The 13,974-nt window shown below is 72.0% G+C and carries 14 protein-coding genes; 6 read left to right on the top strand and 8 right to left on the bottom strand.

Translation table 11 applies throughout. From position 1 onward, the window contains the following. Positions 1-718 (bottom strand): glutathione S-transferase family protein (locus AAHB17_RS15595; RefSeq protein ID WP_342131550.1); only part of this gene is annotated, 718 nt, incomplete at its 3' end. Further along, on the bottom strand, positions 715-1,323 hold the full coding sequence (gstA, locus tag AAHB17_RS15590) for a glutathione transferase GstA (protein ID WP_342131549.1): 609 nt from the start codon (positions 1,321-1,323) through the stop codon (positions 715-717). The genes gstA and AAHB17_RS15595, both read right to left, overlap by 4 nt. A gap of 82 nt (positions 1,324-1,405) precedes the next feature. On the opposite strand from gstA, the gene AAHB17_RS15585 reads away from it, so the two are divergent. Continuing rightward, positions 1,406-2,287, top strand: coding sequence for a LysR family transcriptional regulator (locus AAHB17_RS15585; RefSeq protein WP_342131548.1), 882 nt, complete (start codon positions 1,406-1,408; stop codon positions 2,285-2,287). Between the two features lie 56 nt (positions 2,288-2,343). On the opposite strand, the gene AAHB17_RS15580 is transcribed toward AAHB17_RS15585, so the two are convergent. The 6 genes from AAHB17_RS15580 to AAHB17_RS15555 are packed head-to-tail and all read right to left on the bottom strand — an operon-like array spanning position 2,344 to position 9,614. Next, entirely contained in the window at positions 2,344-2,853 is a 510-nt protein-coding gene (locus tag AAHB17_RS15580) for a dihydrofolate reductase (protein ID WP_342131547.1), read from the bottom strand. A 28-nt stretch (positions 2,854-2,881) separates the two neighbouring features. Further along, a complete protein-coding gene (locus AAHB17_RS15575) occupies positions 2,882-4,159 on the bottom strand; it encodes a cytochrome c (RefSeq protein WP_342131546.1) in 1,278 nt (425 codons plus the stop codon). After that, positions 4,156-4,893 carry a c-type cytochrome gene (locus AAHB17_RS15570; protein WP_446719608.1) on the bottom strand — a complete coding sequence of 246 codons (738 nt, stop codon included), beginning with the start codon at positions 4,891-4,893 and terminating at the stop codon, positions 4,156-4,158. Before AAHB17_RS15570 ends, AAHB17_RS15575 begins: the two co-directional genes overlap by 4 nt. A 31-nt stretch (positions 4,894-4,924) precedes the next feature. After that, positions 4,925-6,004: a lipocalin-like domain-containing protein gene (locus AAHB17_RS15565; protein ID WP_342131545.1), complete on the bottom strand. Its 1,080-nt coding sequence runs from the start codon at positions 6,002-6,004 to the stop codon at positions 4,925-4,927. Between the two features lie 6 nt (positions 6,005-6,010). Then, the gene (locus AAHB17_RS15560) at positions 6,011-7,057 is read right to left on the bottom strand and encodes a PLP-dependent cysteine synthase family protein (RefSeq protein ID WP_342131544.1); all 1,047 of its coding nucleotides are present in this window, start codon (positions 7,055-7,057) and stop codon (positions 6,011-6,013) included. Positions 7,058-7,088: 31 nt separating this feature from the next. Then, positions 7,089-9,614 (bottom strand): FtsX-like permease family protein, encoded by a 2,526-nt coding sequence (locus AAHB17_RS15555; RefSeq protein ID WP_342131543.1) that lies wholly within the window; start codon positions 9,612-9,614, stop codon positions 7,089-7,091. 62 nt (positions 9,615-9,676) lie between these two features. Here AAHB17_RS15555 and AAHB17_RS15550 point away from each other — a divergent pair, with 62 nt between their 5' ends. The 5 genes from AAHB17_RS15550 (at position 9,677) to AAHB17_RS15530 (ending at position 13,944) form a co-directional block, all read left to right on the top strand. Further along, positions 9,677-10,699, top strand: a complete 1,023-nt coding sequence (locus AAHB17_RS15550) for a thiamine ABC transporter substrate-binding protein (RefSeq protein ID WP_342131542.1) — start codon at positions 9,677-9,679, stop codon at positions 10,697-10,699. An 8-nt stretch (positions 10,700-10,707) separates the two neighbouring features. Beyond that, a complete protein-coding gene (locus AAHB17_RS15545) occupies positions 10,708-12,261 on the top strand; it encodes an ABC transporter permease (protein ID WP_342131541.1) in 1,554 nt (517 codons plus the stop codon). Further along, on the top strand, positions 12,254-12,898 hold the full coding sequence (locus tag AAHB17_RS15540) for an ABC transporter ATP-binding protein (protein WP_342131540.1): 645 nt from the start codon (positions 12,254-12,256) through the stop codon (positions 12,896-12,898). The genes AAHB17_RS15545 and AAHB17_RS15540 overlap by 8 nt, the downstream gene beginning before the upstream one ends. A 164-nt stretch (positions 12,899-13,062) precedes the next feature. After that, a complete protein-coding gene (locus tag AAHB17_RS15535) occupies positions 13,063-13,512 on the top strand; it encodes a Fic family protein (protein ID WP_342131539.1) in 450 nt (149 codons plus the stop codon). Between the two features lie 84 nt (positions 13,513-13,596). Then, positions 13,597-13,944 carry a heavy metal-binding domain-containing protein gene (locus tag AAHB17_RS15530; RefSeq protein WP_342131538.1) on the top strand — a complete coding sequence of 116 codons (348 nt, stop codon included), beginning with the start codon at positions 13,597-13,599 and terminating at the stop codon, positions 13,942-13,944. The last annotated feature ends 30 nt before the right edge of the window (positions 13,945-13,974 follow it).

Below are 13,974 nucleotides of genomic sequence, written 5' to 3'. Positions count from 1 at the left end.
CCTGCGGGCGGGGGGTGAAGAAGGCGTCGGCGTGGAGGCTCACGAACAGGTCGGGGGGCGCGCCGCGGGGCGGGGGCACCCCCCCCGGGCCGCTAAAAAACCCCCCACCAACCGGGGTCCCCGGCGCCGCCGGGCCCCCCCCCCGGGCGGGGCGCGCGCCCCCCCGCCCCCGCCAGGCTGGCACCCGGATCAGGCCTTCGAAGAAGCCGAAGTCCTGGAGGGTGTCAAACACGTCGAAGTACCGGAACACCGGACCGAACACCACGTCCACCAGGCTGAAGCGGTCGCCACCGAAGTAGGGGCCGGCGCCCAGCGCCGCTTCGAGCTGTTGCAGGTGCAGCCGGATCTGGGCCGCCTGGGCAGTCAGGCCCTCGGTGTCCTTGGCGTTGTAGAACGCGCCGATGCTGCTCAGCAGCGATGAGCCGAACGCCATCCAGGCGCGGTGCCTGGCCCGTTCCAGGGCCACGTTGGGGTGCAGGCGCGGGCCCACGGTCTCATCGAGAAACTCGCAGATGGCGGCCGATTCGAAGACCGGCTCGCCGTTGACCAGCAGCACCGGGGTCTTGCCCAGCGGCGAGATCCGTGTGAACCAGTCGGGCTTGTGCGCCAGGTCGATGTCGCGGCGCTCGAAGGCCAGGCCCTTCTCGGCCAGCACGATGGCCACCCGCTGCACGTAGGGGCACAGCGTGTGCGAAACCAGCACCAGCGGCGGGCTCACTTGAGCAGCCCTTCCACACGCAGGGCGTCCTGAACGTGGGGTCGCTGCGAGACGCGCGCCAGGTAGGCCCGCAGGTGCGGGTAGGGGGTGAGCGGCAGGGCCAGGACGTTGGCCCAGTTGACGATGGTGAAGGCGTAAGCGTCGGCCACGCTGTAGCCGTCGGCCAGGAAGTCTTGTTCCGCAAGCCGTTCGTCCAGCTCCGTGAAGCGCGTGGCGAGCTTGTCCTTGACGGCCTGCCGCGTCGAGTCGGCCGTTTCCTTGTGCCACAGCCAGGGGCTGAAGGTCTTGTGCAGTTCGGTGCCGACGAAGCTGAGCCACTCCACCACCTCCAGACGCCGTTTCGAGCCGGGGGCACCGATCAGGCGCTGCGCCGGGTCCAGGTCGGCCACGTACTGCAGCAGCGCGGCGGCCTCGGTGTGGCGCGAACCGTCGTCCAGTTCAAGCAGTGGCACGTAGCCGCGTGGCGAGATGCTGTGGAAGTCGGCGCCATCGGCGGTGGTGTGGCTGGCCAGATCGATGCGCACGCCTTCGAACACGGCGCCGACCTCGCGCAGGGCGATGTGGACAGCCAGCGAGCAGGCACCAGGTGCGTGGTAGAGCTTCATGGGATTCACCTCTCATGTGTGGTTGGGAGGTCTTGAATCTATGATTGTGTTGGTGCAATAAAAATAGGCATGAGTGCATTCAATGATTGTAAAAACGCAATACAAAATCAGCGCTTCCGATCTTGACGTCATCCTGGCGCTGGTGCGGTCGGGCCACCTGGCCGGAGCGGGGGAACGGCTGGGCGTGGACGCGTCGACGGTATTCCGGTCCATACGCCGCATCGAGCGCGGCCTGGGGCAGCGCTTGTTCGAGCGTTCCCGCGCCGGTTATTCGCCTTCGGAACTGGCGCAGTCCCTGGCCGAGCATGGCGAGCAGCTGGAGGCCCAGTTGGAGCGGGCTCGGTCGGCGGCGCAGACCACGCCGGAACGGGTGTCGGGCACGGTCCGGATCACCACCACGGACACCTTGCTGCACGGCCTGATCGCGCCCGCGCTCCGTTCACTCGCGGCGCAACATCCCCTGCTGGGCTACGAACTGCACGCGGGCAACGAACTGACCAGCCTGACCCGGCGTGACGCCGACATCGCGCTGCGGGCCACTCAGCGTCCGCCCCAGCACCTCGTGGGCAAACACGTGGGGGCATTGCGGGTGGCGCTGTTCGCCGCGAAGGCCGGCCCGGTGCGCCGCTACAGCGAGGTGGAGGCCGGCCAGGCCCCGTGGATCGGCCCCGACGACGGCCTGCCCGAACACCCGTCCGTGGCCTGGCGCAAACGGCACTTTCCCAAGCTTGCTCCGCGCTACCGCGTCGGCAGCATCCTGACGGTGATGGAACTGGTGGCCGCGGGCCTGGGGGTGGGCCTGCTGCCGGTCTTCCTGGCGCAGGCGCGCAGCGACCTGATCCAGCTGACCGAAGTCCTCGACGAATGCCAGAGCGAACTCTGGCTGCTCACCCATCCCGAGTCGCGGCATTTGCGCCGGGTCGCCACGGTGTTCAGGCACTTGTCGGAAAGCCTGGTCCTGTGATGGCATGTGCCATGGCATGGTCCATTGAGGGCGCCCCCGGGCGTCACCTCACGTCCTCACTGGCCCGGTGGCCTGGCGCCAGGCCGGCGCTCCAGAGTGACAAAGGCGTAGGGCAGCCCGCTGGCGCCGACCTGTTCGTCGCGTTGTGTCTCGTGCCAGGAGGTGTCGAGCACGGGCGCGTAGGCATCGCCCTCGAAGGCCTGGCCGATCTCGGTGACCAGCACTCGCTGGGCGTGTGCCAGGGCCTGGGCGTAGAGCTGGGCGCCGCCGATCACCCACACTTCGGGCGCGTCGGCGCAGCGGGCCAGGGCGTCGGCCAGGCTGTCGCAGCGCTCGGCGCCGCTGGCCTGCCAATCGGGCTGGCGGGTCAGCACCAGGTTGCGCCGGCCGGGCAGGGGGCGGAAGCGCGGCGGCAGCGAGTCCCAGGTCTTGCGGCCCATGAGCACCGGGCAGCCACTGGTGTGGCGCTTGAAATGGGCCATGTCTTCGGGCAGGTGCCAGGGCAGGGTGTTGTCCTTGCCGATCACGCCGTTGGCGGCGCGGGCATAGATGAGGTTGAGTCGCATGGCGAGATTGTGCCGGTGTCGGTGGGCCTCAGCGGCCGCCGCGCAGCTGGAGCACGTCCAGTTCGCCCACCGCGCCGGCCTGGTTGCCCCAGCTGCCGCGCACGTGGGTCAGCACGGCGGCGATGTCGGCATCGCTCAGGCTCAGCAGGTAGGGCGGCATGCCGTAGGGCCGCGGGTGGCCGGCGGTGGCAGGCGAAAAGCCGCCGTTGAGCACGGTCTGCACCAGGTTGGCGGGCGAGCCCATGAGCACGGCGCGGTTGCCGGCCAGGGCCGGGTAGGCGTTTGCGATGCCTTCACCGCGCTCGCCATGGCAGCTGGCGCACAGGTTGCCGTAGAGCTGGGCGCCCAGCTCCAGGGTGCGTGAGGCCGGCTTGGCGGCCGGCGCCGGCTGCGCCAGGTCCACGCGGGGCAGGGCCTTGAGGTAGCTCGCCATGGCGCGCAGCTCGTCTTCGCGCCAGTGCTGGGTGCTGTGCAACACCACCTCGGCCATGGGTCCGGTGACCTGCCCGCCGGGCGCGCGACCGTCGCGGAACAGGGCCACGATGTGGTCCAGCGGCCAGTTCTGCACACCGGCTTCCTGCGGGGCGTTGAGCGAGGGCGCGTACCAGTTCTGCAGCGGGATCAGGCCACCGGCCAGGTCCAGCATGTTGCTGCTGGCGCCCAGCGCGTTGCGCGGCGCGTGGCAGGCGCTGCAGTGGGCCAGTCCCTGCACCAGGTAGGCACCGCGGTTCCACTCGGCGTTCTGCTGCGGCGCCGGCTCAAAGCTGGCGGGTCGGAAATACAGCGCCCGCCACACCGCCAGCGCGGCCTGGGTGCTGAAAGGCCAGCGCAGCTCGTGGGGCCGGTTGGCCTGGGCCACGGGCGGCAGGCTGCGCAGGTAGTGGTAGATCGCGTCGCTGTCGTCGCGGGTCACCAGGGTCGTGTTGTTGTACGGAAAGGCCGGGTAGAGCAGGCGGCCGTCGCGCGAGCGGCCGTGGTGCAGGGCGCGCCAGAAGGCGTCGCTGTTCCACTGGCCCAGGCCATGGGTCGGGTCGGGCGTGAGGTTGCCCGCGTAGACCGTGCCAAACGGGGTGGCGATGCCACGCCCGCCCGCATAGGGCTCGCCTCCCCTCGCGCTGTGGCAGGCCTGGCAGTTGCCCGCGGTGGCGAGTTGCCGGCCGCGTTCGAGGGTGGCGGCGTCGGCCGGTGCGCCGGGGGGGGCGTCGCTCAGGGGCGCCTCGCCACGCACGTTGAGCCAGGCTACCAGGGCAGCGGCCAACAGCAACAGGGCGAGCAGGCCCAGCAGGGACTTGGTCCAGCGCGTCATGGTCGACCCCCCGGCGGCGTGGCGCCGCCACAGGCCACGGGCAGCGGGGCCGCGGGGCGCGGGGCGGGGTGGGCATCGGCGGGCACCGCCTGGGTGGCGAGCCAGCCGCTGACCGCCGACACGTCGGACTGGCTCAGCTGTTGCGCCACCTGGGCCATGCAGTCGGGCGCGTGGGCGCGGCGCTGGCCGGTGCGCCAGGCGCCCAGCTGGCTGTTGAGGTAGTCGCGTGGCAGGCCCAGCAGGCCGGGCGTGTGGGGCAACATGCCGGTGAGCGCCGCACCGTGGCAGCTGGCGCAGGCGGGGATGCGCTGTCCCGCATCGCCCTGCTGGGCCAGGCGCTGGCCGCGCGCCAGATCGGCCGGCGACACGGTCACCGGCGCCGGGGCGGCGTAGGGCAGGTCCAGCGCGGCGAAGTGCCGCGCGATCTCCCACAGGTAGCTGTCGGTCAGCGGGTCCACCATCTGCGCCATCAGGCGGTAGTGGCGGCGGCCGTCGCGGAAGTTGAGCAGCTGGTTGTAGAGGTAGCCGGCCGGCTTGCCCGCGATGCGCGGGTAGTAGCCGTCGGGCGCGGCGCGGCCCTGCGCGCCGTGGCAGGCGGTGCAGGCCTGCAGGCGCTGGGCCAGGCTGTCTTCGAAGGGCGCGCGCGCCGGCGTCTGCGCGTTGACCACCAGGGCCATCAGGCAGCCGGCGGCCAGCAGGCCGTGGCGCCACACAGTCGTCAGTAAAAGGGGCATGGGCCTATTGTCGCCGCCCGCCGGGGGAGCTTCAGAGCCGCAGGCGCTGGGTGTAGCCGGTCATCTCCAGGTAACCGCGCCCCACCGCTGCGCCACCCGCGTCGAGCAGGTCCGACACGCCCTCCCAGTACACATTGCCGGTGCTGCCGCGGGCGTCCAGTTCCTGCGCGTCCAGCAGGGCGCGCACGGTGTGTCGGCCGGCGGGCGACTGCAGCCGCCACTCGACCGGGTAACGCGCGCCGGTCTGGGGGCTGGTCCAGTGGCGCTGCGGTTCGAAGCGCACGTCGTCGGGGGCAAACACGCGCGCTGAGGCGTCCGCTGGCCCACGCAAGGAGCCGCCAGCCCACAAGGCGCTGCCGTCGGCGCGCCGCAGCCGGAAGGCCGTGAGCGCGCTGCCGTCGGCCAGGTTCATGCCCAGCCAGTCCCAGCCCACGGCCTCGGGGTGTAGCAGGGCCTCGCTCCATTCGTGGTCCAGCCAGGCGCGGCCCAACACCTCGAAGCGCTGACCTGGCAGACCCAGCGTGCCCGAGACCTGCAGTTGCGGCTGGCTGTAGTAGTAGCTGGCCTGCGCCGGCTCCGGCCCCTTGCGCGACAGGCCGGCCGCGCCCTGCGGCAGCAGCGGCTGCGTGGGCCGCGCGTTCAGCGCCAGGTGCACGCTGTCGCCTCGGACAGCCATGTGGTAGCCCAGGTCGTCACGTGCCATGGACCAATCCTGCAGGCGCAGCGCCGTGTCGGCCAGCGACGCATCGTTGGACCCGCCGGGCTGGCCGTTCCAGCGCGCCGTGCGTTCGTCGTGCCACAGCTTGCCGCCCTGCAGGTCGGTGATGGCGGCGTGGGCGACCAGCAACTGTCGCGCCGCCAGTCGGCTTTGCAGGACCTGGGTGCTGTCCACGCGGCTGCGGAAAAATGTCACCTGGAAGCCGAAACCGCGCCCGTTCGCGGTCTGCGCGTGGCCGGTCAGGTACCACCATTCGGTGCGCAGCTCGGGGTGGGCGCCGTGGTCGCGCGGGAACTGCAGCACGCGCGGCGGCAGCGCCCAAGCTCCCGGCAGCAGGCCCAGGCCGGGCGCCAGCGCGGCGGCCCGCAACAGGTGGCGGCGCGGCAGGGTCATGGTCGATCAGCCCATCAGCACGGCCAGGTGGTGGCGGGCCGGCGTCACATCGCCGAACTGGGCCTTGGCCCAGGTCGCGTCGTGGTAGGTGTTCTCGTAGCGCTCGCCGCTGTCGCACAGCAGCGAGAGCACCGAACCCGGCGTCTGCCGCGCGCGCATCTCGTTGGCCAGGCGCAGCATGGCGACGAAGTTGGTGCCGGTGGACGGCCCCACCTTGTGCCCCAGCAGGCCGGTCAGGGCGTGCATGCCGGCCAGCGATTCGAGGTTGCTCACCGCCTCCATGTGGTCCACCAGCGAGGGGATGAAGCTGGGCTCCACGCGCGGGCGGCCTATGCCCTCGATGCGCGAGCCCGGCGCGGTCAGCGTGGCGTCGCGGCTGGCGTGGTAGGCGGCAAACACCGAGCCTTCGGGGTCGGCCACGCAGACCTGGGTGGCGTGGCGCTGGTAGCGCACATAGCGGCCGATGGTGGCGCTGGTGCCGCCGGTGCCGGCGCCCACCACGATCCAGCTCGGCACGGGGTGGCGCTCGTGCGCCATCTGCTCGAACATGCTCTGCGCGATGTTGTTGTTGCCACGCCAGTCGGTGGCGCGTTCGGCGTAGGTGAACTGGTCCATGTAGTGGCCGCCGGTCTCCCGCGCCAGCTGCTGTGCCGCCGCGTAGACCTCGCCCGCGTGGTCGACGAAGTGCGAGCGCCCGCCGTAGAAGGCGATCTGCGCCACCTTCTCGGCCGAGGTGCCGCGCGGCATCACGGCGATGAAGGGCAGGCCCAGCAGCCGGGCGAAGTAGGCCTCGCTCACGGCGGTGGAGCCGCTGGAGGCCTCGACCACCGTCGTGCCCTCGCGCAGCCAGCCGTTGCACAGCGCGTACAGGAACAGCGAACGCGCCAGCCGGTGCTTGAGGCTGCCCGTGGGGTGGGTGGATTCGTCCTTGAGGTAGAGGTCGATGCCGTGGCGCGCGAAGCTGGGCAGGGGCAGCGGAATGAGGTGCGTGTCCGCGCTGCGGCAGAAGTCGGCTGCGATGCGGGCGATGGCGTCGTGGACCCAGGTGCTCATGTGTCTGTCTCGTCGAGATGAAGCGGTGGTTTTACCAGTCTTCGCGCACCGCGCGCACGGCGTCGGCGCTGGCGGCCGCGCGCGCCGCCAGCCAGGCGGTGGCCGTGCCGCAGGCCACCACCGCCGCGCACAGCACCAGCAGGCGCGGCCAGGGCAGGGCCAGGTCCATGCTCCAGTGGAAACTCTGCGGGTTCACCACGTGGACCAGGATCAGGCTCACGCCCAGGCCCAGCGCCAGCCCGGTGGCGGTGCCCAGGGCCGTCCACAGCAGGCCCTCGGCGGCCACCAGGCGCAGCACCTGGGCGCGGGTCAGCCCCAGGTGGGCCAGCAGGCCGAACTCGCGCTTGCGCGCCAGCACCTGCGCGCTGAAGCTGGCCGCCACCCCGAACAGGCCGATGGTGATGGCCACCGCCTGCAGCCAGTAGGTGACGGCGAAGCTGCGGTCGAAGATGCGCAGCGAGTTGGCCCGTATCGCCTCGGCCGAGGCGATCTCGATCAGGTCCTGCCCGCCGCTGTGGGGACGCAGGTCGTCGCGCAAGGCCCGCTGCACCGCCGCGCTGTCGGCCTGGGGCGCCAGGAACAGGGCCAGGTCGTTCACGCGTTCGTCGCCGGTCAGCCGCGCCAGATCGCGCAGGTCCATCACCACCGAACCGTGCTGGCGCACGTAGTCGCGCCAGACACCGGTGACAAAAAACGGGGCCTGTGACGCAAAGGCCTGACCCATGGGCGCGAAGGCCTGGCCTGGCCGGGCGCCGTAGAGGGCCAGCAGGGCCTCGCTCACGTAGATGGGCACGCTGCCCGGCGGCGCGGCCAGGGGCGGGGCCAGCAAGGGCAGGTCGCGCGCGGGGTCCGCCAGGACACGGCCGATCAGCACCACCGCCGGGCGCGTGCCGTCCAGTTGCAGGGGCAGCACACGCAGGCCTTGTACCGCCGCCACGCCGGGCACCCGGCGCACCGCGTCCACGGCGGCGGGTTCGAAGAAGACCGTGTCACCGGCGCCGGCGCCCTGGGCCGTGCGCACATACAGCGGCGCCGGCAGGACCACGTTCAGCCACTGCGTGACCGAATCGCGGAAGCTGGCCACCATCACCGTGAGCGCCACCGACAGCGCCAGGCTGGCGACCACGCCGCCGGTGGCCACCGCCGCCACGTCGGGCAGGCGGCGCGCGCGCTCCAGCGCCAGCAGGGGCAGGGCGTGGCCGGCGGCCCAGGGCGCCAGGCCACGCAGCAGCCAGCGCGCCAGACCCGGCAAGACGGCGATGCCGCCCAGCAGCAGCAGGCCCACCGCCGCATAGGCCGCCAGTGGCATGCCGGCCACCGGCGGCAGCCAGGCCATGGCGGTGGCCAGCACCAGCAGTGCCAAGCCCAGCCACACGCCACGGGGGCCGCGCGTGGGTTCGGCGTACAAGCCCTTGAGCGCCTGGGCCGGCGCCAGCCGCCGCACCGCCCGGGCCGGCCACCAGCCGCCCAGCGCGGCCGCTACCACCCCCAGCGCGCCATAGCCCAGCGCCGCGCCGGGTGTCCAGCGCAGGGCGGGCGCGCCGCCGCCGAAGTAGCCGCCGCCCAGGTCGCCGCCCAGCACCCGCAGCGCCAGCGCCGCCAGGCCGGCCGCCAGGGTCAGCCCCAGCAGGCTGCCCACGGCGCCCAGCAGCAGCGACTCCATCAGCACCAGCCGCTGGCGTGCACCCGCGCCCAGGCCCAGCACGCCCAGCAGGGCGAACTGCGGCTGGCGCTTGGCCACGCCCAGGCTCAGCACCGAATAGACCAGGAAGGCGCCGGTGAACAAGGCCACCAGGGCCAGCACCGTGAGGTTGACGCGGTAGGCGCGCGACAGCCGGTCCAGGCGCTCGTCAGCGGCGTCGGGTGTCAGCCACAACACCGCGTCGCCCAGGGCCAGCTCGCGCCGCAGCGCGGCCACGTCGGTGCCGGCGCGCAGCCGCAGGTCGATGCCGCTGAGCTGCCCCAGCCGGCCAAAGGCCTGCTGCGCGGCGGCCACGTCCATCACCAGCAGCGGCGCGCCCGGCGCCGCCAGGCTGCCGGCGACACGCAGCACCTGCATTTGGAGGCCGTGCTGCACCTGGAGGATGGCGCCGTCGCCCAGGCGCTGGCGCGCGGCGGGGTTGAGGAACACGGCGTCGGGCGCGAACACATCGAGGCGGCCCGCGCTGTCGCTGGGCCGCGCCACCAGCGCCGGGTTGATGTGTCCGACGCTGAGCGCGTCGACCCCCAGCAGCCGCACGGGCACCCGTTCACCGCCGGGCGCGAGGGCCGAGGTGCCCAGCTCCAGCAGCGGGCTGGCGGCCAGCACCCCGGGGTGGGCGGCCAGGCGGTCGAGCAGGGTGTCGGGCAGGCCACCCTGGCGCGCACGCAGCTGGGCATCGGGCCGGCCGCTCACCGCCTGCGTGGCGCTGCCGAACTCGGCCAGCGCCGAGGCGTTGATCAGGTGCACCGCATGGGCCAGGGCGACGCCCAGCATGACCGCCAGCACCGCCACGGCCGTGCGCCAGGGGTGGTGGACGGTCTCCTGCCAGGAAAAGGTCTTGAGCAAGGGCCACATGGACGGTGAGCTTACCCGTGCCCGTAGAATGCCCGGCTGCCTGTGTTCAAGGGAATGGTCCGATGTTGCGCCGAACGTTTTCCATGGCCGGCCTGGCCGCGCTGGCCGGCGCCCGCCCGGCCCTGGCCACCACGCCCGAGCTGCGTGTGCTCAGCCACAGTTCCTTCAACCTGCCCAAGCCTTTGCTGGCGGAGTTCGAGCGTTCGGCCGGCCTGCGGCTGTCCCTCATCAAGGCCGGCGACGCCGGCGAGATGCTCAACAAGCTCATCCTGACCCGCGCCCAGCCGATTGCCGACGTGGTGTTCGGCATCGACAACGCCCTGTGGTCCAAGGCGCAGGCCGCGCAGGTGCTGGACGCCTACGACGGCCCGGCCGCGCGCCGCCCGGCGGTGGCCGAGGTGGGCGCGGCCGTGGTGCCGGTGACCTACGGCCACGTCAACCTCAACGCCGACAAGGCCTGGCTGGCGCGCGAGAAGCGCGCGCTGCCCACCAGCCTGGACGAACTCACACGGCCTGAATGGACCGGCCGGCTGGTGGTGACCAACCCGGCCACGTCCAGCCCCGGCCTGGCTTTTTTGCTGGCCACCGTGGGCGGGCTGGGCGAGGCGGCCGCCTTCGACTGGTGGGCCCGGATGCGGGCCAACGGGCTCAAGGTCGTCAAGGGCTGGAGCGAGGCCTACTACACCGAGTTCAGCCGCAACGGCGGCAGCCGCCCGCTGGTGGTCAGCTACGCCAGCAGCCCGGCGGCCGAGGTCTTCTACAGCAAGGAAAAGCTCACCGAGCCGCCCACCGCCAACCTCTTCCTCAAGGGCGGCGTGTTCCGCCAGGTGGAGGGCGTGGCGCTGGTGCGCGGCGGCGCCCAGCGCGAGGCCGCCGGCCGCTTCATCGAATGGCTGCGTGGCCCGGCGGTGCAGCAGGCCCTGCAGACCGAGATGTGGATGCTGCCGGCCGAACGGGGCGCCCCCACGGTGGCGGCCCTGCGCGTGGCCAGCGAGCCCACGGCGGTGGACAACCCCGGCGCCGACGCCTTGGCCGCGCATGGCGGCGCCTGGGTGGCGCGCTGGACGCGCACGGTCCTCAAGTGACACCCACCGTGGCGCCAGGCGGCCGCTGGCTGTGGCTGCCGCCGGCGGCCTTCCTGGCCGGCCTGCTGGTGGCACCCCTGCTGCGCCTGCTGGTCGAGGGCGGCGCCTCGTCGGCCGCCGACTGGGCCTGGTGGCAAGACCCGCACCTGCGCTGGCGCATGGCCTGGTCGGTGCTGCAGGCGCTGGCGACCTGCGCCCTGGTGCTGGGGCTCGGCCTGCCCGTGGCCTGGGTGCTGGCGCGGGTGGACTTCGCGGGCCGGCGCTGGGTGCTGCGGGTGCTGATGCTGCCCTTCGTGGTGCCCACCCTGGTCGCGGCCATGGGCGTGCTGGCCCTGCTGGGGCCACGCGGCTGGCTGGGGCAGGCCGGCTGGAACCTGGAGGACACGCCCTGGCTGCTGCTCTACGGCAACCTGTTCTTCAACCTGTGTGTGCTGGTGCGCGGCGCCGTGGAAGCGCTGGAGCGCGTGAGCGCGCAGCGCCTGGCCGCCGCCCGCACCCTGGGCGCCACGCCCTGGCGGGCCTTCTGGCGCATCGAATGGCCGGCCATCGCGCCGGCCGTGGCCTCGGCCCTGTGCCTGGTGTTCCTGTACTGCTTCGCCGGTTTTGGCCTGGCCCTGGTGCTGGGCGGCCAGCGCTACGCCACGGTGGAGGTGGAGATCTACACCCTGGTGGCGCACGAGTTGCAGCTGGCGCCGGCGGGTGTGCTGGCGGTGTGGACGCTGGCCCTGATGTCGGCCGTGGCGCTGCTCCACGCGGGCGTGGCCCGGCACCTGGCCACGCCCGAGCGTGCCGACCGCGTGCCGCGGCAGCCGGCGCGCCGCGCTGCGCTGCGCCTGGCGGTGGGTGGGGCGCTCGCCGTGCTGGCCCTGGCCAGTGCCGCGCCGCTGCTGGCGCTGTGGGCGCGTGCCTTGGCGGCCGGCCCGGCGGCCTGGGCCGTGTGGACCGAACCCGAAACCCTGGCCGCGCTCGGCAACACGCTGCGCTTCGCCGGGGCGGCCTTGCTGCTGGCCACGGCGCTGGGCCTGTTGCATGCCTTCGGCGCGCGCGGCCTGCTGCTGTGGCGGGCCACGGCCTACCTGCCCCTGGTGGTGTCGCCGGTCACCGTGGCCTTTGGCCTGCTGCTGCTCTACCCCGGGTGGACCGCCAGCCTGGCCCTGCTGGTGTCGGCCTACGCCCTGTTGGCCTATCCCTTCGTGGCGCAGGCGCTGAACGGCGCGCTCGACAGCCAGCCCGCCCACTTGTTGCAGGCGGCGCGTTCGCTGGGTGCCACGCCCTGGCGTGGTTTTGTCCGCGTGACCCTGCCGCTGGTGGCGCCGGCCCTGCGCCGGGGCATGGGCTTCGCAGCCGCCACCATGCTGGGCGAGTTCGCGGTGACGCTGTTTCTCTCGCGGCCCGAATGGACCACCCTGACCACGTTGATCTACCAGCGCCTGGGCCGCCCCGGCGCCGCCAACCTCGACGCCGCGCTGGTGCTGGCCTGTGGCCTGATGGCCCTGGCCCTGCTGGTGTTCGTCTGCCTGGAGCCACGCGATCCCACCGAGGCGCCACCCGACCATGCTTGAACTCGACCAGATCACCCAACACTACGCCGGCCGGCCGCTGGCCCTGTCGCTGAGCCTGCGCGTGGCACCGGGCGACACCGTGGCCCTGCTGGGCGCCTCGGGCAGCGGCAAGAGCACGCTGCTCAAGATCGTGGCCGGCCTGCAGGTGCCCGAGGCCGGGCGCGTGTTGTGGGCCGGCGAAGACCTGGTGGCCGTGCCGCCCGAGCGGCGCGGCTTCGCGCTGATGTTCCAGGACTTCGCGCTCTTCCCCCACCTGGACGTGCGCGACAACGTCGCCTTCGGCCTGATCGAACAGCGCTTGCCCAAGGCCCAGGCCCGCGAGCAAGCGGAGGCCCTGCTGCAGCGCTTCGGCCTGGCCGCCCAGGCGCGGCAGAAGGTGTGGACCCTGTCCGGCGGCGAGCAGCAGCGCGTGGCCCTGGCCCGCGCCCTCATCACCCGCCCCCGCGCCCTGCTGCTGGACGAACCCTTCAGCGCCCTCGACGCCGACCTGCGCGCCCAACTGCGCGAGGAGTTCAGCCGGCGTATCGCCGAATCCAACATGGCTTGCGTGCTGGTCACCCACGACGAAACCGAGGCCCGGGCCATGGCGCGGCATGCGTGGCGGCTCAGGGAGGGGCGGTTGGTGGCGCTTTGGTAGGGAGGGGCGGTGGTTTTGGCGGGGGAGCCGTGTCAACGCCGCTGGCCGATGTTTGCTTTAAAACGCTGGCATCAAATTAAAGAAAATTTTATTGTGAGTCCGGTCTTTTGAAGCGAAGTTGGACGTCAACGGCCGCATCGGGCGTCTGCTGATTGCCATCACTGATGGAGACCTGGAGCCTGTTGTCAGAGCCGCTGATGTATTTGAGCGGCTATCTCAAGCGGCACCAGGCCGAGTACTACCGACGCCTTTCAGCCATTCGCACAGATGGCGACTGGGAAGGCTGGGTGTCCTACTTCCTGGAAGGTGTGGAGGTGGCCGCCCTGGAGGCCGAGCGCAACATCGTGGCCCTGGCCAGCCTGGTGGCGGCGGACCGCCGCCGGCTGCTCCAAGCGCCCAAGGCGGGGCCGGCCAGCTACCGGCTCTTTGAACTGCTGCCCTTGATGCCACGTTTCAGCATCGAGATGGCACGTCAGCGGCCCCACACCACATTTCCCACCGCCACGGCGGCGGTCAGGCTGCTGGAGGACCTGGTTATCGTGCGGGAGCTGACCGGGCAGAAAAAGAACCGCAGCTACAGCTACCAGGCCTATATCGATCTGCTCTCGCGCTGAACCTGACACGCGCGGCCCGCTGGAGCCCACGCGGCACAATGGTGCCGCACCCGCCGGGCGGTGCGCACATCAGAGAGGATTCACATGGGCTGGTTTTCCAAGAGCGACAAGGACTTTTTCCTGTCCACCACCACACCCGAGGGCATTGAGCGGTCGCAGTACGTGGGCGTGGTCAATGGCGAAGCCATCATCGGGGCCAACATCTTCCGCGACATGTTCTCGTCGGTGCGCGACGTGGTGGGCGGGCGTGCGGGGGGGTACGAGCGTGCGTTGTCGGGCGCGCGCGACGCGGCGCTGGAAGGCCTGATCGATGCGGCCAAGGAGCTGGGCGCCAACGGCGTCATCGGCATCGACTTCGATTACGAGGTGCTGGGCGAGACCAACGGCATGATGATGGTGGCGGTCAGCGGCACGGCTGTTAAATTGAGTTAAACGCCCTGTGGCCCGCACCACGCGGTGGCA

Source organism: Hydrogenophaga sp. OTU3427 (assembly GCF_038440225.1).
Taxonomy (GTDB): Bacteria; Pseudomonadota; Gammaproteobacteria; order Burkholderiales; family Burkholderiaceae_C; genus Hydrogenophaga.
This window is presented reverse-complemented; position numbering and strand designations above follow the sequence as displayed.